The 21,794-nt window shown below is 53.1% G+C and carries 19 protein-coding genes; 12 read left to right on the forward strand and 7 right to left on the reverse strand.

The window, feature by feature from the left end; all coding sequences use genetic code 11:
- The first annotated feature begins 62 nt into the window (after positions 1–62).
- The 3 genes from prfA to ptsP all read left to right on the forward strand — a co-directional run bounded on the left by prfA (position 63) and on the right by ptsP (position 3,949).
- Positions 63–1,160 (forward strand): peptide chain release factor 1, encoded by a 1,098-nt coding sequence (prfA, locus tag RBB62_RS13840; protein WP_309399539.1) that lies wholly within the window; start codon positions 63–65, stop codon positions 1,158–1,160.
- Positions 1,161–1,163: 3 nt separating this feature from the next.
- Complete coding sequence (gene ispE / locus RBB62_RS13845) at positions 1,164–2,048, forward strand: 4-(cytidine 5'-diphospho)-2-C-methyl-D-erythritol kinase (protein ID WP_309399540.1); 885 nt, start codon at positions 1,164–1,166, stop codon at positions 2,046–2,048.
- 128 nt (positions 2,049–2,176) lie between these two features.
- Positions 2,177–3,949, forward strand: a complete 1,773-nt coding sequence (gene ptsP, locus RBB62_RS13850; protein ID WP_309399541.1) for a phosphoenolpyruvate--protein phosphotransferase — start codon at positions 2,177–2,179, stop codon at positions 3,947–3,949.
- A gap of 107 nt (positions 3,950–4,056) precedes the next feature.
- On the opposite strand, the gene RBB62_RS13855 is transcribed toward ptsP, so the two are convergent.
- Together RBB62_RS13855 and RBB62_RS13860 are read right to left on the reverse strand one after the other, a co-directional pair.
- Positions 4,057–4,968, reverse strand: a complete 912-nt coding sequence (locus RBB62_RS13855; protein WP_309399542.1) for a hypothetical protein — start codon at positions 4,966–4,968, stop codon at positions 4,057–4,059.
- A 56-nt stretch (positions 4,969–5,024) separates the two neighbouring features.
- The gene (locus RBB62_RS13860; RefSeq protein WP_309399543.1) at positions 5,025–5,285 is read right to left on the reverse strand and encodes a hypothetical protein; all 261 of its coding nucleotides are present in this window, start codon (positions 5,283–5,285) and stop codon (positions 5,025–5,027) included.
- A gap of 192 nt (positions 5,286–5,477) precedes the next feature.
- On the opposite strand from RBB62_RS13860, the gene nusA reads away from it, so the two are divergent.
- The 6 genes from nusA to ribF all read left to right on the forward strand — a co-directional run bounded on the left by nusA (position 5,478) and on the right by ribF (position 12,522).
- The gene (nusA, locus tag RBB62_RS13865) at positions 5,478–6,722 is read left to right on the forward strand and encodes a transcription termination factor NusA (RefSeq protein WP_309399544.1); all 1,245 of its coding nucleotides are present in this window, start codon (positions 5,478–5,480) and stop codon (positions 6,720–6,722) included.
- A gap of 70 nt (positions 6,723–6,792) precedes the next feature.
- Positions 6,793–9,285, forward strand: coding sequence for a translation initiation factor IF-2 (infB, locus tag RBB62_RS13870; protein ID WP_309399545.1), 2,493 nt, complete (start codon positions 6,793–6,795; stop codon positions 9,283–9,285).
- 109 nt (positions 9,286–9,394) lie between these two features.
- Positions 9,395–9,757, forward strand: a complete 363-nt coding sequence (gene rbfA / locus RBB62_RS13875; RefSeq protein WP_309399546.1) for a 30S ribosome-binding factor RbfA — start codon at positions 9,395–9,397, stop codon at positions 9,755–9,757.
- Positions 9,757–10,755, forward strand: a complete 999-nt coding sequence (locus RBB62_RS13880) for a DHH family phosphoesterase (protein WP_309399548.1) — start codon at positions 9,757–9,759, stop codon at positions 10,753–10,755. The genes rbfA and RBB62_RS13880 overlap by 1 nt, the downstream gene beginning before the upstream one ends.
- Before the next feature lie 59 nt (positions 10,756–10,814).
- Positions 10,815–11,540, forward strand: a complete 726-nt coding sequence (gene truB, locus RBB62_RS13885; protein WP_309399549.1) for a tRNA pseudouridine(55) synthase TruB — start codon at positions 10,815–10,817, stop codon at positions 11,538–11,540.
- Positions 11,541–11,589: 49 nt separating this feature from the next.
- On the forward strand, positions 11,590–12,522 hold the full coding sequence (ribF, locus tag RBB62_RS13890) for a riboflavin biosynthesis protein RibF (RefSeq protein ID WP_309399551.1): 933 nt from the start codon (positions 11,590–11,592) through the stop codon (positions 12,520–12,522).
- On the opposite strand, the gene RBB62_RS13895 is transcribed toward ribF, so the two are convergent.
- Entirely contained in the window at positions 12,519–14,792 is a 2,274-nt protein-coding gene (locus tag RBB62_RS13895; RefSeq protein WP_309399552.1) for an FUSC family protein, read from the reverse strand. The genes ribF and RBB62_RS13895 overlap by 4 nt on opposite strands.
- Before the next feature lie 18 nt (positions 14,793–14,810).
- Between RBB62_RS13895 and RBB62_RS13900 the strand changes: the two genes are divergently transcribed.
- Complete coding sequence (locus RBB62_RS13900; protein WP_309399553.1) at positions 14,811–15,092, forward strand: DUF1656 domain-containing protein; 282 nt, start codon at positions 14,811–14,813, stop codon at positions 15,090–15,092.
- A complete protein-coding gene (locus tag RBB62_RS13905; protein WP_309399554.1) occupies positions 15,092–16,864 on the forward strand; it encodes an efflux RND transporter periplasmic adaptor subunit in 1,773 nt (590 codons plus the stop codon). The genes RBB62_RS13900 and RBB62_RS13905 overlap by 1 nt, the downstream gene beginning before the upstream one ends.
- Before the next feature lie 7 nt (positions 16,865–16,871).
- Here the strand turns inward: RBB62_RS13905 and RBB62_RS13910 are convergent, their stop codons facing one another.
- The 4 genes from RBB62_RS13910 to RBB62_RS13925 all read right to left on the reverse strand — a co-directional run bounded on the left by RBB62_RS13910 (position 16,872) and on the right by RBB62_RS13925 (position 20,952).
- Positions 16,872–17,915 (reverse strand): AI-2E family transporter, encoded by a 1,044-nt coding sequence (locus tag RBB62_RS13910; RefSeq protein ID WP_309399555.1) that lies wholly within the window; start codon positions 17,913–17,915, stop codon positions 16,872–16,874.
- 84 nt (positions 17,916–17,999) lie between these two features.
- Entirely contained in the window at positions 18,000–18,758 is a 759-nt protein-coding gene (gene hisF, locus RBB62_RS13915) for an imidazole glycerol phosphate synthase subunit HisF (protein WP_309399556.1), read from the reverse strand.
- Between the two features lie 49 nt (positions 18,759–18,807).
- Positions 18,808–19,164, reverse strand: a complete 357-nt coding sequence (locus RBB62_RS13920; protein WP_309399557.1) for a four helix bundle protein — start codon at positions 19,162–19,164, stop codon at positions 18,808–18,810.
- Between the two features lie 33 nt (positions 19,165–19,197).
- A complete protein-coding gene (locus RBB62_RS13925; RefSeq protein ID WP_309399558.1) occupies positions 19,198–20,952 on the reverse strand; it encodes a hypothetical protein in 1,755 nt (584 codons plus the stop codon).
- 208 nt (positions 20,953–21,160) lie between these two features.
- On the opposite strand from RBB62_RS13925, the gene RBB62_RS13930 reads away from it, so the two are divergent.
- On the forward strand, positions 21,161–21,793 hold the full coding sequence (locus RBB62_RS13930) for a DUF4412 domain-containing protein (protein WP_309399559.1): 633 nt from the start codon (positions 21,161–21,163) through the stop codon (positions 21,791–21,793).
- The last annotated feature ends 1 nt before the right edge of the window (position 21,794 follow it).

Consider the following 21,794-nt stretch of genomic DNA (forward strand, 5'->3'; position numbering starts at 1 on the left):
TGCTAATTGCTGAGCAATGCGCTTGTTTGTCGCGTTTTGCCGGATTCACGGCTCAGATGATTATGGAAGGTATTCCCGACATTGAACCATTTCGCAAGCGCCGCGCCGAACTCGATGAGTTAATGGCGGAGCCTGACTTTTTTACAGACCAACGGCGGGCGACAGAAATAACCCGCGAGCACACTCATATTGGCAACTTGATTCATCTGTATGATCGCCTGGATAAGCTTGAGCGTGAGTTGGAGGAAAATCAGGCGATGATGAATGATGCATCGCTAGATGAAGAACTTCGTGAAATGGCTCGTGAGGAAGTAGCTGAAGCCGAGAAGAACCACGAAATCTACCGTAACGAGTTGCTCTTGGCGATGATTCCGCCGGACCCGACGGATTCCCGAAATACCATTGTTGAAATACGCGGGGGGGCCGGTGGCAATGAGGCCAATATCTTTGCTGGGGATTTATTCCGGATGTATCAGCGTTTTGCCGACCGACAGGGCTGGCGCATCGAAGCAATGGGTATGAATGAGTCTGATGCCGGAGGGTTCCGCGAAGTGGCATTCTTGATTACTGGCGAAGACGTCTACAAGAAATTGAAATACGAAAGTGGCGTTCACCGCGTACAGCGTGTGCCGGAAACTGAGTCGCAGGGCCGTATTCACACCTCGACCGCCACAGTGGCAGTGCTCCCTGAGGCGGAAGAGGTCGACGTGGAAATTCGTCCCGAAGATCTAGACATCACTACGTGTCGCGCCAGTGGAGCTGGTGGTCAACACGTCAACAAGACCGAGTCTGCTGTTCAACTGACCCACTTGCCGACAGGGATTATGGTCTATTGCGCGGACGAACGTTCGCAGATTAAGAACCGCGCCAAGGCCATGAAGGTGTTGCGTTCACGGCTCCTTGAGCAGAAGCAAAAGGAGGAAGCGCAGAAATACGCCGAGCACCGCCGCAGCCAGGTGGGCACGGGTGACCGCTCCGAGCGTATTCGCACCTACAACTTCCCTCAGAGCCGCCTGACCGATCACCGCATTGGCTTGACGCTGCATAGCCTCACCGCGGTTATGGATGGGGATTTAGACGAGATCATTGAAGCGCTAACCCGTGCTGATATGGCAGCACGCCTCGAAGCCCTGCTTTCCGAGCGCGAACAAACGGTTTAAGCGATGATCAGCATTACACTGCCTTCGCCGGCCAAAGTGAATCTGGTGCTTGCGATTACCGGGGTACGCGAGGACGGTTTCCACGACTTGGTCAGCCTGGTGTCGCCGGTTGATTTTGGTGACGAAGTAACGGTGTCGATCGAACCGTCGGAAGGGGGGGATTCACTTGCTTGCGATTATCCTGGTGTGCCAACCGATGAGTCTAATCTTGGCCTGAAAGCAGTGGCCGCTTTTCGACAAAAATACAAGATCGCTGGCGCTGTAAAAGTTCACTTGGAAAAGCGCATACCTGCTGGCGCTGGATTGGGCGGTGGTAGCAGCAATGCATCGACTGTCTTGCTTGCCCTGAACGAGTTATGTGGTCAACCGCTCAGTGATAATGAATTATTAAAACTTTCGTCCCAGCTTGGGTCTGACTGCCCGCTCTTCCTCGCGAAAAAGCCCGTAATAATGAGGGGACGTGGTGAGCATTTGGAGTCCCTCAGCCAAGTTGCGGAATCGACTCTGGTTGGCCAGCGCCTCCTCCTCTTCAAGCCCACTTTCGGTGTGAATACTGGGTGGGCCTATGGGCGCATGAAGGCGACCGGTGCGTGGTATTGCCCTACGGCTCAGGCGGAGGGTATGTTGGCTGATTGGCAGGCTGGTCCAGAAACACGTAAAGTGCCACTATTCAACAATATGCAAAATGCTGCATTTGAGAAATACGTTGCTTTGCCCACTGTTCTTGGGTTGATTCGAGAGCGCCATAACTTACGTTGTTTGATGAGTGGCAGCGGCAGTTCTTGTTTTGTCTGGCTGGACGAAAATGCGGATGTGAGCGCCATCACCAAGACGGTGAGAGACTGTTTGGGAGATGACGTTTTTTGCGTCGAAACGACGCTGGCCTAGGGGGCCAATCGGGGGTAGTGGCAGGTTGGATTTTGACTGAACGGATTTATCTTGCCTGTATCGTATTGCTGCCCAATCTTTTACTCATAAGCTCGTTTTAGTGAGCGCACCCCAAGTAACTTCTGCGAATGGATTCTGAACAGCCAAAAGAAATCGTCCTGGACGGTATCGCCGCCTCACCAGGGGTCGCGCATGGCTCGGCTTTCGTTATCTTACAGAAGGAGTTAGAGATTCCGGTCTATGAAATTCCGGTCAAGCAGCTGGAGCATGAGAAGGAACGTTTTGAGAAAGCGCTGCTCGAAGCACGGCGACAAATTGCCGAAATCCGTCACGAAATTTCCGGGCGCCTAGGAGAGAATGAAGCGCGTATTTTCGATGCCCATATCATGGTGCTCGAAGACCGTGCACTTATCGAAGAAACCCTTCGGGAAATGGAGGATACAGCCTATAATGTTGAGTACTGTTTCCGCGAGGTTAGTAACCGTTTTATCGAGGCCTTTGAGGCTCTCCAGGATGATTATTTAAAGGAGAGGGTGAAGGATATTGAAGACGTTTCACGTCGCGTCTTGCAGATACTCCTTGGGCAAACTCAGCGCAATTTGATGGAGCTTGTTTCTGAGCGTATCATTGTTTCTGAAGACATTACACCATCTGAGGCAGCGAGCTTTGATAAGCGTAAAATCCTGGGAGTCGTGACTGACTCTGGCAGTCGGACCAGCCATGCTGTCATCATGTCTCGTTCTCTGGGGGTTCCGGCGGTGGTTGGCTTGCATAATGCTTCTGAGCAGCTAGACAATGACGACTACATTTTGATCGATGGTTATGATGGCGTGGTCATTATCAATCCATCGGAAGAGACGCTTTTCCGCTACGGTGAGCTCAAAAGCGAGCGCCAGAATATCCAGCGTGTTTTCGAGACTTCAGCCTTGCTGCCAGCCACGACGGCTGATGGACATCGGCTGGAGATTGGTGCCAATATTGGTGGCCCTGAAGACTGCGATGCCGCCCTGGAACACGGTGCCGAAGGTGTTGGGCTTTACCGCACTGAAGCGCTGTTCATGCAGCAGGATACTTTCCCTGACGAGGACGAACAATACAAGGCTTACAGCAAGGTTGCTGAAATGCTGGCCCCGCATCCAGTCATTTTGCGCACCCTTGACCTCGGCGGAGATAAGCATCTGTCGGATTTTTTCGTCCAGAACGAGAACAACCCGTTTATGGGTTTTCGGGCGATTCGTTTCTGCCTTGAGCACCGGGATCTATTCAAGGATCAACTACGAGCGATTCTGCGCGCTAGCGCTAGTGGGAACGTAAAGGTAATGTATCCTATGATTAGCAACGCAGAAGAGCTGATCGCGGCAAATCTGCTTTTGGAGGAAGCCAAGGCCGAGTGTCGGGCCAAGGGCCAAAAGTTCGATGAGAACATTCAGGTTGGCACGATGATCGAAATTCCTGGTGCCGCCTACATTTGCGACCTTTTAGCCGAGCATTGCCAATTTTTCAGCATTGGAACGAATGACTTGATTCAGTATCTGTTGGCGGTGGATCGAGTCAATGACCGCATTGCCCACCTCTACGAGCCGAATCATCCCGCGGTAATCCGCACACTCAAGATGATTATTGAAAGCGCAAATCGGCATGGTATTCATGTTGGCATCTGTGGAGAAATGGCTGGCGACCCAATTTACGTACCGTTGCTCTTTGGCTTAGGCGCGAACGAAATCAGCGCAACTGGCACGGTTTTGCCAGAAATTAAGTATCTAATTCGCAAAATGAAGCTGGCTGACGCTCAAATGCTCGCTCAGGAAGTAGCGAAGCTGACAGACCCGCACGCAATCCACAGCGCGCTCACTAAATTCTATGAGGCCCAGATGCGCGGTGTCTTGGAGCAAGTCGACTAAGGCAGCGTCCCGCTGCGCGTGCAGATTTTCGCAGTGCGAAAAAGCCTAGGTGGAAACCATATTACGAAGCAACGTGTTCATCGACTTCGAGAAAGGCTAGAAGTGCATTAGGCGCGGGCCCAAACACGGAGGCTGCTGAGCAGAAAATATTCTAGGGCAGCGGCTTCCTGGAAATTGACTTCAAGTAAACCCGCTGATTTCTCCAGAAGCTGGACCGCGCGGTCAAGCCGGCGTCCTGCGGTTGCCAGATCCTCTGTGTCAAGGGCGGCGTTGCGGGTTTGTTCTTCGATTTCAGAGAGCATACGTCCGCGTAAGCTCTTCATGTAGCCAGTCTCCATGGCAACGACCTGCTCATCGGTCATGCTTTCGGGGAGGGTTTGCTTAAATTCTTTCCATGCGGCACCTGATAGGTCGTTTTTAATACCCACAAAACGCGTCATTAGCCCATATGCGCCGAGAATGAGCTCGGGGGCAGTGCTGCGGTTGGCTCCACGTCCTGCTAAGTCGAGCAAGGCTGAGTAGTCCGAGAGCCATTGCTTCCACTCGACAGATGCGATACGATCCTGATCAGCGGGAAAGTTGACCAGTAGGCAGCGGCTTCGGATGGTCGGCAGCAGGTCGTAGGGGCGAGTGGTTAGCAGAAAAATTGTGGTTTCCGCTGGTGGTTCCTCAAGCGTCTTAAGGAATGCATTGGCGGCCTGCGGCTGGAGCCGGTCGGCCTCAAATACAACGGCAACTTTCGCTCCGCCCCGGTTAGATGTTTGCTGAATATTGCGGTTTAGTTCACGAATCTCATCTGTACTGATGCGTCGCATCTTGTTGGCTGGGCGGACACTGAAGTAATCCGGATGGCAGATAGCGTCTGCCGCTCCCAGTAGTCGTCCCGCCAAGCTGCGGCAACCTTCGTCCAGTGTTTCCAAGCTGGCACCTTGAAACAATAATGCGTGTGCAAGACGCCCTTGTGTGAATGCGTCTTCGAGTATGGACAGCGGATTGTTATCAACGGCAGTTTCGCTCACGGAAAAGAGGGAAGTAAATCCCGCAAGTTCCGCCAACGAAAAACTGCGTTAATTTTTTAATACATGTCGAGTATCGCCTGGCGCTGCATGTCATAGTCGCCTGGAGTCAGCGCGCCGTTGGCATATTGTCTGTCCAGTGCCTGCATCTTCATGACTGTGATTTCTGACGGAGTCATGGCTTGCTGGGCAGTGGTTGCGGTCGTCGTGCCCGTAGGAGCAGCTGTTTCAGTCGAAGCTGTAGAAGAATCTGTCGATTCACAGCCAAGGCAGAACAGCAAACTAGTGAGGGCGGTGATTGTCAGTAGCGATTTATTCATAAGTCAGTGTGGTTATAGGTGTGCCATTTTGTTCCAATGATGACAAAACAGCAAGCGTAATAATACAGCACACCGGGTGCCAGAGGTCTTGACAAGAGGGGCGCACTTTTCATTATTGGTGCTCAAAACAACTATCTTACGAACGATAGGTGGGTCTCGGCCCACTTTTTTTTATTTTAAAATCCCACAAGAATGAGCAACGAAATCCTGTCAGTCCTCGAATACATGGAAAAGGAAAAGGGAATCAGTCGTGAAGACATGATTCTGACTATTTCCTCGGCGATTCGCAACGCCGCACAACGAGGTGTGAACGCCGGCCAGGAATTGAAGGTGGAAATTAATCCCCGCAATGGCGCACTCAAGGCGTGGGCGGAACTGACCGTGGTCGACTCCGTGAGCGATCCGGCATGCGAAATTCATATTGAAAAAGCAGGCGTCTATAAGAAGGACGCTATGATCGGCGACACGGTTTACCGGGAAGTCGACCCCGCATTTCTTGGCCGTATTGCTGCGCAAACCGCTCGCCAGGCGATCATGCAGCGCATCCGCCAGTTCGAAAAGGAGCGCATTTTTGATGATTATAAGGATCAAGTGGGAGACGTTGTTTCTGGCGTCGTTCGCCGCCGTGAACGTGGCGATCTGATCGTCGACCTAGGCAAGGCAGAAGCCGTGTTGCCCCCACGCGAGCGCGTCCCCGGTGAAGATTACGCTCCCGGTGAGCGCATTCGCTGCTTGCTCTTGAAGATCGACACCACCCCCCGTGGCCCGGAGCTAATCCTTAGCCGCGCATCCCTACACTTTGTTCGCCGTCTGTTCGAACTGGAAGTGACGGAAATCGCCGATGGCACTGTGACAATCGAAGGCATGGCGCGCGAGCCGGGCTATCGTTCCAAGCTGGCCGTTCACAGTGCAGACCCGAAGGTTGACCCGGTTGGCGCCTGTGTTGGCGCACGTGGCGCTCGTGTGAAGAGCATCGTCCGTGAGCTTGGTGGTGAGAAGATCGACATCATTAAATACGATCCGGATCCGATCGCGCTGCTCCACGAAGCAATCAAGCCAGCCGTACCACGTAACATCCGTATGGATGATGAGCACCGCCGCATTTACTTTGAAGTCAACGAGGAAGACCTGTCTATCGCCATTGGCCGTCGTGGTCAGAATGCCAAGCTTACGTCTAAGCTGTTGGGCTGGCGTCTCGATATCGGCAAGTTGAAGGTGCAGGAACAGGGCTTCGATGAGAAGCGGCAGGAAGCGATTCTAACGCTCGCCGAGCGAACTGGTCTTCAGGTGCCGAGAGCTGCGATTCTCGTGGACAACGGTCTGAACAACATCGAAGCCTTTGTGGGGGTTGAAGCCGATGATCTTATGGACATGGGCCTGAACGAAGAAGAGGCCAATCTGGTCATTGCCAAAGTCGCCGAGTCTATTTCCGGCTAATTGCACAAACACGTTTGAGACTGCACTGAGCACAATAATTAACTGTAAGAAGAGACATAACTGATATTTTATGAGCCGCAGAATATATGAGATCTCCAAAGAACTCGATATGGAGAACAAGGAGGTCATGGAAATCCTACGCGACCGGGGCTTTGAGGTGAAGAGCGCGTCGAGCACGATCGACAACATCTCCGCCGACGCCTTTATCGAGGAATTCCGCAACCAGGCAGACGCCGAGCCCGAGAGCTCGGAGGCAGCAGCTCCTGCGCCTGCAATTCCAACTATTAAGGAACCCGTCAAGCCTAACATCCCAGCAGGCGCGATCGTTAAGTCCAAGGCAGACATTGAGCGCGAGCGTCTAGAGAAGGAAGCCGCAGAGCAACGTGCACGTGAGGCAGAAATCACCCGCCGACGCGAAGAGCGTGAGGCCGCATCTCGACCACAGGCGTCCGCAGAGCAGGGCGCTAAGTCGCCTAAGATGCCGACCATGCCAACGTTGCCCACCGCCAAGTCGCCATCGATGCCATCCATGCCGAAACCCGCAGGCAAGTCTCCCGGCATGCCAAGCATGCCGACTCCCCCCCCGGTTCCGAAAATGTCCATGCCGGCACCAGTAACTCCCAAGGAAGACGCCGGACCCCAAGTTACTTTACCGCCGAAGACTCCTCCCCCCGCGCCTAATATTCCGAGTCGCGAGGAGACGAAAAAGGTCGTTATTGGTGCCTCCCAGCCAAGCAAACCTGCCTCGGTTGAAGAAGGCAAAGTCGTCGAGCAGGACGGTCAGAAGATCATCCAGGTCAAGCCGCCCATCGTCGTTCGCGACTTTGCCGGTTTGATTGGGATGAAGCCGTTCAAGCTCATTTCTGAGCTCATGGACGCTGGCATCTTCGCTGGCATGAATCAGACCATCGAAGAAGATGTTGCTTCCCGCCTGGCGGAAAAGCACGGCTTCAAGCTGGAGGTTCGCCACCGCGGTGAAGAGCAGGCGCAAGCCAAAGCCAAGAAGGCCAAAGCCAAAATTTCAGACGACGATCCGAGCCAGTTGGCTCCTCGACCGCCGGTTGTCTGTGTCCTCGGTCACGTTGACCACGGTAAGACCACGCTGCTTGACTCGATCCGCAAGGCAAACGTCGTATCCGGCGAGGCGGGCGGCATTACGCAGCATGTCGGCGCGTACCAAGTCGAGCAGAGCGGCCACAAAATCACCTTTATCGATACTCCCGGCCACGCGGCATTCTCCAAAATGCGTGAGCGCGGCGCGAACGTTACCGACGTCGCCATTCTTGTTGTGGCAGCTGATGACGGCTTCATGCCGCAAACCGACGAAGCGTTGAAATTCGCCCAAAAGGCCAATGTGCCGATTGTGGTAGCCATCAACAAGATGGACGCCAAGGGCGCGAACATCGACCGCGTGAAACAGCAGATGCAGGAGCGCAACATTGCCTCGGAAGACTGGGGCGGCGAAACACTTTGCACGCCAGTGTCGGCGATTAACAATGAGGGCATCGAAGATTTGCTGGAGCTGGTGCTCTTGCAGGCTGAAGTGCTCGAATTGCAGGCAAATCCGAAGTGCCCGGCCCAGGGCGTTATTGTCGAATCTCAGGTCGAGCAAGGCCGTGGCTCAACCGCAACGGTCATCGTGCAGAAGGGCACGCTCAAGCCAGGCGACGCCTTGGTATGCGGTCCGGAACATTGTAAGGTCCGCGCAATGCTGGATGAGAATGGCAAGCAGGTTAAGGCCGCTCCGCCATCTACTCCAGTCCGCATCATGGGTTGGTCCGATGCGCCTGAATCCGGTAGCGAGTTTACTGCCGTCAAGAACGACAAGGTTGCACGCGCGCAGGCCGAAGAAACCGCTCAGCAACTCAAGAAGGAAATCCTCGACTTACAGGCCAAGGCCAACGCACCGATGGATCTGGAAGAGTTCTTGGGCATGATCGATGAGAAGCGCGCGAAAGTGCTCCGTGTCATCGTAAAGGCCGACGTGCATGGCTCGATGGAAGCGGTCATTGGCATGCTGGAAGGCATCAAGAGTGATAAGGTAAACCTTGACGTAATTCAGAGCAGCGTAGGCCTGGTGACCAAGAAGGATATTGTCCTTGCGACTTCCTCCAATGCAACGATCGTGGCGTTCAACACCAAGCTTGAAAATGGTGTGCAGGCACAGGCCAAGCGCGGTGAAGTGCACATCATCCAGCACAACATCATTTACGAGCTGATCGACCAGGTTAAGGAAGCTATGGCCGAGCTGCTCGAACCGGAATTCCGCGAAAACAAGCTTGGTGCAGCCGAAGTTCGCGCAATTTTCCCGGTGGGCAAGGGCTGGGTTGCAGGTTGCATGGTTACCGAGGGTATCCTCCGCCGCGATGCTCATGCTCGCTTGCTGCGTAAGGATGAGGTCGTTCATGAAGGTCGGATCGGCACACTTCGTCGTTTCAAGGATGACGCTCAGGAAGTACGTGCTGGTTACGAGTGTGGTGCCAACATCACCGGTTGCAACGACTACCAGGAGAAGGACGTCATCGAAGCCTACGAAATCGTCGAATTCCGCCCGAGCTTGTAAGGAAGTTGAAAGGAAAAGGATTAAAGTAAAGTTAGTGAATCGAACAGAATCGGTCTACACACTATTTTTACTCATTTCTTTTTCATTAAACTCTTATTAATCTTACGAAATGTCCTCCCGTAGTGTCAGAGTCAATGAGCTCGTGAAGCGCGAGATCAGCACCGTGTTGCACACGAATTATCGTGAGCGCGCGGTGGGCATTACTATTACCGAGGTGGATGTATCACCTGACCTCCGCAATGCACGGATTTATTATTCGGTGATCGGTGATCAGACGGCGGTTCAGGCGGCGGAGTCGCTTTTTAACAAGGAGCATAAGAACATTCGGCAATTTCTTTCCAAGACGGTGGTCTTAAAATACCTGCCCAAGTTGCAATTCAAATTCGATGATTCCATCGCCCGCGGCGTGCGGGTGTTGGACTTACTAGAAGAAATCGATGATGAATCCGACGAGGGCGAAATGCAGCGCTGATGTATTATCCTGAGCAGAAAGAAGCCTTCGCTGAGCTACTTGCTACGGTGAAGGATCGGCGCGTTGCCGTGCTTGGACATATGCGACCAGATGGCGATTGCATTGGTTCACAGGTGGCTTTGACCCGCGTATTGTGCGCTATAGGCGTTGATGCTGTGTCCGTGAATCGGCATAGCGTGCCACGCGATATTCAGCCTATTGTGCAGGATACTCCATTCCAGCTATGGGACGAGTTCACGAATAACGACCATATTGCGATCAACGTGGATTGTGCTGACCCGATACGTGTCTCGCAGAAGCTGATCGATATTTTTCCGCAGTCCTACGCGAACATCGACCATCACATCTCGAACCCGGCGTATGCGCAGCTCAACATTATTGAGCCGCAAAGCGCAGCAACCGCAGAGGTTTTGGCCGGTTTGTTTTTCGACTTCGATTTGCCGGTGGATGTGGTCACCGCTCAGGCGCTTTATGTCGGCATTGCCACTGACACGGGGCAGTTCCGTTTTCCGTCGACCACGGAAAAGGTATTTAAAATCTGCTCACAGCTCATGGACTGCGGCGCATCGCCTAACGAAGCGGCGCGTCATCTATTTGAAAACGAGCGTTTTAACAAACTGGCGTTGCTCCAGCGTTTCCTCGCCTCCCTGCGCTTGGAGATTGGCGGCAGGATCTGCATCGGACGCTTACCACTGAAGGCCTATCAAGACACCGGTGCCTGGCGCGAGGAAGCCGAAGGCTTTGTCGACTATGCACGCGACATTGCTGGCGTGGAGATAGGCCTCTTGCTTGAAGAATACGAAGACGGCATGCTCAAGGGCAGCCTTCGCGCGAAGGATGCAAACTATCGTGTGGATCAAGTTGCTAAGTGTTTTGGTGGAGGTGGTCATGCCACAGCAGCTGGTTTTAATGTCGATTCCACTATAGAGAAATTTTACCTGGAAATCGTGGCCAAGCTGGAAGAGCACCTGGCTGAAGTTGCGCCGGTGAAAGCATAACGCTTTCACTGGACATTCCTGCCATAGTCGCCTGAATAACCCATTCCTCAGAAAACCCAATGTCTCAAAGCACAACAGATTTCGAAGGCGTATTGCTGATCGATAAGCCCGTGGGCTGCACCTCGCATGACGTGGTGGATCGCGTTCGTCGTAAGCTAAAAATGAAGAAGGTCGGCCACGCTGGCACACTCGACCCGAACGCCACCGGCCTCCTGATTATTCTCGTCGGCAAAGCCACGAAGGTGTCGCAATACCTCATGTCGCTCGACAAGGAATACACCGGAGTCATGAAACTGGGTGAGATTACCAATACTTACGACTGCGAAGGCGAAGTCATGGAAACACGTGATGTGCCAGACCTGACTGAAGACGCGGTGAAGGATGTGTTGGCGGAGTTCGTCGGCGATCAATACCAAACGCCGCCTATGTTTTCGGCAAAGAAAATCGATGGCGTGCCTCTTTACAAGCTCGCTCGCAAGGGTAAGGAAGTGGAGCGAGAGCCGCGCTTTATCCGTATTTCTCGTCTGGAGCTAAGCAACTTTGCGCTGCCGGAAGTCAGCTTTGAAGTCGCTTGCAGCAAGGGGACTTACATCCGCACTTTGGCGCATGACATTGGCCAGAAAATTGGCTGCGGGGCACATTTGAAAGAGCTCCGCCGCACGTTGAGCGGCAGCTTTAAGATCGCCCAATGCACACCGCTGGAGAAGTTCGAAGAGCTGACCACAATTGAAATTCGCCGCCGTCTAATTCCGGTTTACCAAGCGGTGCCGAGTCACGTGCTGTAAACCCGAACCCCAACGACAGGTGACGCGAGTGGCAATCATTGTTGAGTCCTTGGAACAAGCAAAGGTTGCCGGCTCGCTACACTTGGCTTTGGGCATGTTCGATGGTGTCCACTTGGGCCACCAAGCAGTTATTGAGTCGGCAGTGCACTCCGCCCGTCGCACGGGTGGCTATGCCGGAGTGCTGACTTTTGATCCGCATCCAAGCACGCTGTTTCGTCCGGATAATCCCACTCGCTTGCTACAGCCGCGTTCGGTCAAAGAGCACTTGCTCAGCGAACGTGGTGTGGAATTGATGATTTTTCAGCGCTTCAGCAAGGAGTTCGCAAGTGTGGTCGCCGAGGATTTTCCGGCAATGCTACGCAGGCATTTGCCGACGCTTAGGTCGCTGCATATCGGCGAAAACTTTCGTTTCGGTAAAGGTCGATTGGGCGACATCACGTCGCTGATTGCCGCTTGCCAACCCCTGCGCATTGGAGTGTTTAGCGTCGAGCGCATCAAACATAATGGCGAGCCGATCAGTAGCACGCGCATTCGACAGGAGTTGGAGGAAGGGCGAATTGATGAAGTCAACGAGCTGCTCGGTTATACGTATTTTTCGCTGGGTAAGAGTATTCCCGGTCGGCAGTTGGGGCGCACGCTTGGCTTCCCCACACTCAATTTGCGTTGGAATCCGGAACGTAAGCCTAAGTTTGGCGTTTATGCGGTTCGTGTGCGCTCTGCGAACGACGAGACAGCTCCTTGGGAAAACGCCGTAGCGAATTATGGAGTGCGTCCCACTGTAGAAAATGCTGATGCCGAGCCGTTGTTGGAAGCGCACATACTCTGCGATACAAAGTTAAAAACTGGCGACCGTCTGATGGTCGAATGGGAGCACTTCATGCGGCCCGAACAAAAGTTTTTATCGCTGGATGCGTTGCGTCAGCAAATTGGTGAAGACAAAGCTGCCGCAGAGGCCTGGTTTAGGGGGCAGTCCGCTTACTAGAAAAACGCGCTGCGTTTCAGTACTTCAAAGTTCAGTTTGCGGATTTCCTGCTCGCAGGCATTGATGTATTCGCCGGCTTCGCGGTAGCGTCTCACCAAGCTGAGAAATGCACCGAGTTCTTCATTGCTCAGTTTACGCGTGGCGCGATCGACGCGCAGGAGTTTTGTCAGTTGCTTTTCCATCTCAATGCGTGCGGTTTTGAAATAATCGGAGCCTGCAATTGGGGCGTTTGTTTGAAATGACAGCTCGCAACGTTGCAATACATCGGCCAAGGCGTGATCCATCGCTTTGAGTTGAGGTCGAAGCAGATCTAGTGTTTCGCGATTCAGGTTGCGAGCATTGGCTTGAGACATCCCTCGCAGCGCGAAGGAAATCGCCTGCACATGGAGGTAAATCTGCATGAGTGTCGCGTGATCCTTTGATTCATTGTCGCGGAAACCAATCTGGCTCAGCCAATCAAATGACTTTGCGGGAATGACCTCAATCCTCGCCAAGTCCTTTTCTTGGGCGCGTCCCGTAGCATCAGATTGTTCGCTTGCTATGCGATCATCCTGCTCGAGCATGAAGCAGCGAGCACGGTTGAAAAACTGTCGAAGCTCACGAGCGAATTCCTTTTCAGGCAGTACGGGCCAAATTATCCGGTGCACCAATGCGGCAATGAATACGCCCAGGAGTATACCCAGAAATCGATCTACGCCAGCGGCTAAGTCTATGCTTTGCTCGGCGGAGATTGAGGTCATTAGTAAAAATGCGAGTTGGGCCTGAAAGCCCGCATAGGCGTATTTTACCGGGCCGTTGTTGATCCATGAGAAAAACGCGAAAATGAAGAACAGCGGCACGCAGTAAGTGTAATATGTGGCAAAATTGGGTTCGATAAACGTGAGGGTGAAAGCGCCGAAAATTCCACCCAACAAGCAACCGCCCAACCTGAGCATAGACTTCTGATTACTCGCCACCGCCGAAACTTGCATGACGATTGAACAAGTCAGGAACGACGTCACCCCAGACGGCCACTGTAGCCAGAGATAGGCATAGAGTGCGATAATACATGCAATACCGACCTTGATAGCGTGTCTGAGGCGTAGAGCGTCTGGCTTCCAGCCATTAGGCTTTGGGCGGATACGCGGGGGGAGTTCGCGGGCAGAGGCGTCGCGATAAAGCGCACGGTCGGCCTGCACCAGGCGGATCATCGAGTCGTGCAGGGCGGTTAAGTCTCCCAGGTAGGCGTAGAAGTTTATAGCGTCGTCGACAGCATATTGATATGAGATGCCTTCGGCGCGAAGGGCATTAACTTTGTCCCGCAAAGTTTCCCGTGCATCATGAAGTTTCGTTAAGCGTCGGGCAGGGCGGTCTTGGCGCAAGTCTTCAATAATTTGCGACAAGTCAGACTGAATAGCGCTAACATATCCGTCGAGCTCTGCTTGAAGTTCATGCTGAAGCTCTTTCGGGAAATCACTGCTCGCTGCGCGCAACACGGTTACGATTGCTACATAGATTTGACGCATTTCGCGCAAGAGCTCTTCCATCGCATGTTGGTGATGCAGAATACGACTGCTGTCGCGCAAGGCGGAGTGAAAGAGATTCATCAATGCAGAAAAATCTGCAGCAATGAGTTTAGTCTGCGCTTCAACGTTGTCCGGGAGCGGAGTGTTCGTTTGATATTTGGCGATGGCATGGCCAAGGAGCGTGTCACAGCTCTCCAAGGTAGTGGAGGCCTTATTACGAAATGCATTGGACGCTTTCTGTGGAAAAATCAGGTTGTTGACGGTCAGTGCAACGACTACGCCCAGGCAGACCTCCAACGTGCGGAACAACACCAAATACCAAAGAGCGTCCGGATAGACAATGGTTGTGCCCAGAATGATGCACAGGGTGATGCCACCCAAGATGAAGAAATAGGGGTAAACCTTGCCCGTTCCGCCGTAGCCGAAAATCCCAAGGATAACGAATAGCGAAATGGTCATCATTAACTGATCTTGCTCAAACCAGCCGGTGAGTAGGTAGGCAATGAAGCCAGCCGTGATTGTGCCCAATACGCGCAAGACGGATTTCTCAAACGCTGCGCCAACGTAGGGCAGAAAAGTAATGAAAACCGTGATGCCTGTCCAATAGGGACGTTCCCAGTTCAACTTCATTGCGATGCCCAATGCAATCACAACAGCCAAGGCAGTCTTGAAGGAGGTGAGCAGTCGCAGTTGGTTGGCCGAAAGCATGGCGCGCAGAAGTGGATTAATCAGGATTGTCTTTAGCTGCGAAATCTTTGCAATCATAAGGCGTTGATGATTCGGATGCTCGGCACATTTTTCGATGAAACCATCCAAGGGAGGGTGGGGGGCTCCGTCATGGCGCTGCTTCCCGATATCTCGCTGAATCCAGAGCTGGATGTTCTGGGGTTCTACGTGCCGTTTTCATTTTTCATAGTAACTTTGGGGTTCATGCTGGCATGGGCATTGGCTTGGGCAATGGATCGTCTTGGACTGACGCGCTTTGTTTGGCATCCACCTCTTTTTCTCTTTGCCATGATGGTTGGCTGTAGCGCCGGCCTTGGCTTACTCCTGTTTCCTCGCTGATGAAGGGTTTGCTTAAAGTTGTGCTGACGTTGCTTGCGGTGGTGGCCGCGGGGGCATTGGCGTGGCGCTTTTATCAGCTATACGAATCTCATCCATGGACGCGTGATGGGCAAGTGCGCGCCTACGTGGTGGGCATTGCCGCGCGAGTGGATGGTCCGATAGTCAACGTCTACGTGAGAGACAATCAGTGGGTCGACGAGGGCACGCCCTTGTTTGAAATTGATCCCACCGACTACGAAAAGGCAGTTCGTCGAGCGGAAGCGGCATTGGAAAAATCCAAAACCGTGGCGGCAAACTTGAAACTTGAGGTTGATCGTAGACGTGATCTGGTGTCGCAGAAATTAATTTCTCTGGAAACATTTCAGGACTTCGAGGCACGGTATTTGGAAGCCGTGGCGGATATCGCTGTCGATGAGGCACAGCTGGAGCTGGCGCGCTTAAATTTGAGCTACACTAGGGTCAATGCGCCGGTTAGTGGCTACATCACTAACCTCGAAGTAACCACGGGCTCATATGTGACCACTGGGCAACCGCTCATGGCGTTGGTCGACGCGAGCTCATTTTGGATCTCCGCCTATTTCCGGGAAACCGATTTACAGACAATCAAGCCCGGGGATCGCGTTCGTATTGTGATGATGGGAGATTTCTTCGAACCCTTTCATGGCGAGGTGGAGAGCATTAGCTGGGGCATTTATCGGGAGGACGGCGCTAGTAACTCCACGACGCAGCTTCCGGTGGTTCAACCGACGGTGGACTGGGTGCGCTTGGCGCAGAGGTTCCCGGTGCGCATCAAGCCGCTCAATTTGCCGGAGGACATCAAACTGCGTGTTGGGCAGACGGTATCCGTAATGATAGACCCGATTGCAGAGTCGGATTTTGAAAGCAAGAAAGGCTATCAGTCGGCCGGCACAACGAGTTACCCCAAGCAGCTAAAGGATGGTCGCGGCGCGGAAGTAGTCATCAAAAAGAAGCCTGAGCGGGTGATTAGCCTTGCGCCAAGCACTACGCAGTGGATGCGTTGCATTGGGTTGGAGTCCAAATTGATTGGAGCGACTAAGTTTTGTGAACTCAGTGACGCGCATCAAGATATTGTCCGCTACGACACCTATCCGGCACCCAACTTTGAAGTAGTCGTTGGTGCGAACGCTGATCTCATCATCACGGCCGACATTATGGATCCGCAGCATGTTGCCAAGTTGCGTGCCTTTGGGCAGACAGTCCTCGTGCTGAATAACGATGGCTTCGAGGGTATTTTGCTGGATGGCGCATTGCTTGGCGAGGCTATGGATCACGCTGCTGAAGCACAGTCGATAATTGCTGATTTGGAGGATGAACGCGCTGCTGTAGTGGGGGCTGTTGCTGGGCGTAACACTAAACCGAGTGTATTGCTGGCGCTGAGTCCGACGCTAGAATACGTAGCTGGGCCGAGAAGCTATGGCGATAATTTGATCCAACTTGCTGGCGCTAAAAATGTCGCGGAAGGCGCGCTTTCGATGTGGCCCCAGCTTTCGCGAGAGGCGATAATTCAGGCCAATCCTGATTGCATCATCGTAACCCAAGCAATGCCTGAAGGCGAAGCCAAAGCTCTAGCGGATGTAACGGCAATTTTGGAAACAGATCCGTTTTGGCAGAATTTACAGGCAGTGAAAAATGGCCATATTTATGTGGTGGATCCGCAGTTATTGAATGTGCCAGGGCCTCAGATTGGCCAAGCACTAAAAGCAGTCCATGCGGCGATTAGCGAGTCAGTTCAATCGGCAGCCGTTGAATAATTTTTGCTCACACGCTCTTGGAATCGTCTTCAGGCGGTGGGACCGTGTCGGACATCAAGTAGGCGAGTCCACGTGTTTTCTCACTGGCTTCCAGGGCAACTTTTAGCGCCATAGTGAGTGGCACTGATAGCAACATGCCAATTGGGCCAAGCATCCATGCCCAGAGGAACAACGTGACGATGATGATCATGGGCGAAAGCCCGAGGCCCTTACCCATATAGCGCGGTTCCAGCAGATTGCTAACGCCAACATTGATCACCACGTAGCCAATGGTCACGATCATCGCTTCACCTGGGCCATGTAAAATCAGCGCTAGAATAATGCCTGGAATTGAGGCAAAGATAGAGCCTATGCTCGGGACGAAATTGAATAGGAAAGCGAGCACACCAAGCAAGATTGGGTAATCCACGCCCATAATGTAGAGCAGCGCAGTGACCAATATTCCCGTAAGTGTGCTCATTACGGCCTTCATGCCCATGTATTTACGAACACTTTCAACAATGCGCACCAAGTCATACCAACGGTTGTTGGTCATGCCTGGAAGATTGCGGATTTTTTGCGGTAGACGGGCTGCTTCCATCAGTATGAAGATGGCCATCAGGATGATGATGAAGGCATTGGACAGAATTCCACCGAGCTTGTTAAGTAAGTCGCGCGTCTGGCGAAACAGTGCACTGGTGTCGAAGATCTGGTTGACAATGTCATCTTCCACTTTGACGCCCTTGGCTTCCAGCCAATCCACGCTATCGTTAATTTGAAAGGACAGCTCCCGCTGATACTTCGGCAGGTTAGTGATCATCTCATTAATGGCGTTCGTGAAGAAATTTGCGCCAAATAAACCAAGTCCAACCAAGCCAAAAATTAAAGTGAGTAGTGCCAACCAAGACGGGGCACCTTTTTTCTGTAGCCAGAAGTAGAGCGGGGCGATCAGGATTACCAGGAAGATCGCCAATAAAAAGGGAACTACAATCACTGCGGCCTGACGAATGCCGTAGACTATAATGACCATCGCAGCGGTGGCCATGATGGCGTAAAAAGCAGTAGGACGCATATTCAGCTAAATCGTTCGAAGTAGTGAAGGGCAATTCTCGCCGCGACGCAATCGGCGAACGCTAGGAATCTTACAGATTTACCGCTACAAGCGCACGGGCAGTTCTGCCGATTCCAATGCTTCTTTGGCCTCACGAATGGTGTATGTGCCGAAGTGGAAAATTGACGCCGCCAATACTGCGCTGGCTTTGCCTTCCTTGAGCACGTCGACCAAGTGATCGAGATTGCCAGCGCCGCCACTGGCGATGACGGGGATTGTTACTGCTTCACTGACGGCGCGCGTCAGTTCGCAATCGTAGCCATCCTTGGTGCCATCGGCGTCCATGCTAGTCAGCAGAATTTCACCGGCACCGAGCTCAGTGACTTTTCGCGCCCACTCAATCGCGTCGAGGCCGGTGGGGGTGCGCCCACCGTGGGTGAAGACTTCCCATTTACCCGTGGCGACACGCTTGGCGTCGATGGCGACTACGATGCACTGATTGCCGAATTTATCCGAGGCTTCCTTGATCAGCTCAGGTGTTTTAACGGCCGAAGTGTTGAGCGAGACTTTGTCCGCGCCAGCATTGAGCATCTTGCGAATATCATCAATACTACGCAATCCACCACCAACGGTAAGCGGCATGAAGCACTCGCTGGCCGTGCGCTCCACGACATCGTGCATGATATTGCGCTCGTCACTGGAGGCGGTGATATCCAGAAACACCAGCTCATCGGCACCTTGTTTTTCGTATGCTTTCGCCTGCTCAACAGGGTCGCCTGCATCGATTAGGTTGACGAAATTGACGCCTTTAACGACGCGTCCATTGTGGACGTCGAGGCAAGGGATGATTCTGACTGATAGCATTTTAGTGAGGATTGCGGAATGCGGAGTGCGGAATTAAGTGATGGTTTAGTTAACGTTTGCCGCCACGAGCGGTATTGATCGAGGAGACCGTTATGGCAATCAATTCATTTGCCTCTTCCATCAGTGGTTCTAGCTTCTCGCTTTTCATAATCTCGGCATCACGGATCATTTCCAACCAGAAAAGAGTCTCGTCGGCTTCTTCTTCAACGATTCCAAGTTTGGCTATGAAATCAGCTTTAGATTTGGCGCGACATGCCGCTCGATAATTTGCCGCGACCGAGCACGCACATCTGCCTATTTGATTGGCAAATATTCTACTCGAGCGACCTTCCGATAACGCCTCAACTAATTTGAGAATGCGGAGAGCGAAGGTTTTTGTTCGGATTTGTAGATTTTCGCTACCCATTCCGCACTCCGCACTTCACATTCCGCAATCAGCTTATTCGTCGGCCATGGCCAAGTCCGGCTCGAATTCCACCGTGAGGCGGTATTGCTGGCCGGGGCGCATGATCAGCGGGTGGTCGCGCTTCAAGGACTGGAGGTAATGGAGCTTGCCCCAGTAGGTCTTGTAAGCCGGGTCCGCAGTGACGGATTCGGTGTCCCACTCCGCGTGGAAGTCATCCTTGACCACGGCGGGGCGGAGGCCTTCCGGACCGTTGGTAAAGGTCATGCCGGAGCGGTATTGGCTATGCGGCATGCCGAGGGCAATTACATAGCGCATAGAGTCCATCGAGACCTGCTGCTTGACGCTGAAGACGAATTCGCTGGTCATCTTGCCGCCTGTGAAGGTCCAGGTGACCTTGCAGGAGCCGAGGCCGCTAACGAATTCTTCGTCCTTAGTGATCAGGTCTGGCTGCTCGTAGGAGAAAGTCAACGCGCCGCGGAGTCCCTGACGGATGGTGCAACGCTTGCCGTAGAAGGAGGGGATGATCACCTTGTCGCCGAAGGTCAGCTCGGGCAGAAGGATCGGCGCATACTTGCAGACGGGCCAATCGATCACGCCGGGAGCGTGCGGGAAGGCGAGGGAGTCGCTGAAACGTTCGCGGCCCTGGCTGATCAGCGGGATCTGCACGTGTAGGCCGCTTTCCGGGTCGTGATACATGAACAGGCCCTGTTCCTTCTTGTGAGACTTGTCGAAAACAACAAAACGGCTGACACGCTTGGGCGTGCTAGGCTTGGCGTCCATAGCGCCGCCAATAGAGCGCGCGAGACGGGCCCACTGACACAGGTAACGCGCCGCGTCGAAATTGGCCATGCGCGTAGTGTGGTTGTCACCAGTGGTACGCTCGTCGTCACGGATGACAAGGAAGCCATGTTCGCGGTCGACGTAGGTCAGGAAAAAGAATTGGAAGAGGCGACGGAGCAGGTCGATGTACTTCGGCTTGTCAGTATCGGTGATCCACCCATCACGAAGGGACTGGAGAATCAGACTAATGCAGTGCATTTGGCCGTAGGCACCGATGCCGCGGCCATAGGACCAGCCCATGCCGTCGAGGCGGACGATGTCCGGGAGCATCTTCAAATACTTCTCAGCGTGCGTGCGCAGGCTCGGGAGCTTGCGGTCGCGCAGGTGCATGTTGGCGTGCAACTGTAGGGACTGGCGGATGAACACGAAGCTCAGAATGCCATAAAGATCGAAGCACCCACCGATTTTGGCCGGCTCGTCATCCATGAAACCAGCGGTGCTGTTTTCCTTGATGCGCTCGATGAAGCGGTCCACCAGCTTGCCGGTTTCGTCCTTCTTGGAGAGGCCCATCGAGAAACGGGTAACGGCCTTGGCGATGTTGAACGATTGGAGGTGGTTATCGTAGTCGCTCCGCTGCAGCAGGCGCTTGTCCAGGGTTTCCTGGGTCTGCTCGAGCAGGCGTTCCCAAACGGGATTACGCTCCTTGGCCGGGCTGAAAGAAAGCAGGCCGAGAGCCGCGTAGGCGAGGCCGTTTTCCGCTTCTTCATCGGTGAAGGTCTGCGCTGTAACAGTGCGCGCGACGAGGTCGACTAGGTCGTAGTCGCCAAATTTCGTGTCGTTCGTGAGTCGGTAGTATTCACCGATGGCGAGCGCGGCGTGGCCCGGCTCGTCCGTGCGGGAATGCTCGCCGTCGATCGGGCGAATGGTTCCATCCTCATTGATGGCTTCCAGATTGTGGCTCAGGATGGCCTGGGCCATATCCAGGCACTGGTCAGCAAAGTTCTGCATGTAAGATCAGTTGGGTCTCCGCGTGATACGCGTTTCGGGAAAAAGGTAAACAGTTGTGCGTTGTGCTTACTCGCTGTCAACCCCCTTTATGCCTCTAGATTTCATAATTGCGGCATTTTCGAGTGGATCACCCGCAATAATTGCCGCTTGCGCTAATTTTGACTCAAAATATGCTGTCGAACAATCCGCATTGAGACATTTTTAGACAATGAAAAGACAATTCCTGTATTTCTTTAGCCTGGTTTTATCTGCGTGTTCGACTTTTTCCTTCGTTGGAGATATTTTTGTCAAAAATAGTAACGGCGGGAAGGTGTCTGAAACCAAGCTGGTAGCCAAAGGCAATTATCTAATGCAGGTGCTGCCCGAAGGACAGGGAGCGTTCATCCTCGATAGTCAGGAAAATACCATGACTATACTCATGGGTAATTCGAAGAAATACATCGTTCAGGAGCTCGAACAGGGTGGTTCCGATTTTAAGTTCACGGGTAATATCAAGCTCCTGGACGGAAAAGAAGAGCTTCTCGGCCTGCCGACGCGTAAATTTCTCCTAACTGAAGAAAGTGGGAACCACTCCATTGTCTGGGCAACAGCAGCCGTTAAGAATGACGCCTTGGCGAGCTTGCCTGGCCTGACTACGAGCATGACAGAGCAGTTCGAGGAAGTCTTTGGCACGGACCAAGTGCTGGCCTTGCGCATCGAAAGCTTCAACCGTAGTGACGATTTGATTATGAAAATGGAGGTTGTCGAGATCGTGGAGCGGCAAGTCGAAGATGTCGAGTTTCTGCCGCCGGAAGGCTACGAAGAAATGGTAATCCCACGTCCGCCATTGGCAGAAGATTAAT

The organism is Cerasicoccus maritimus (assembly GCA_031296935.1).
GTDB classification, from domain to species: Bacteria; Verrucomicrobiota; Verrucomicrobiia; order Opitutales; family Cerasicoccaceae; genus Cerasicoccus; species Cerasicoccus maritimus.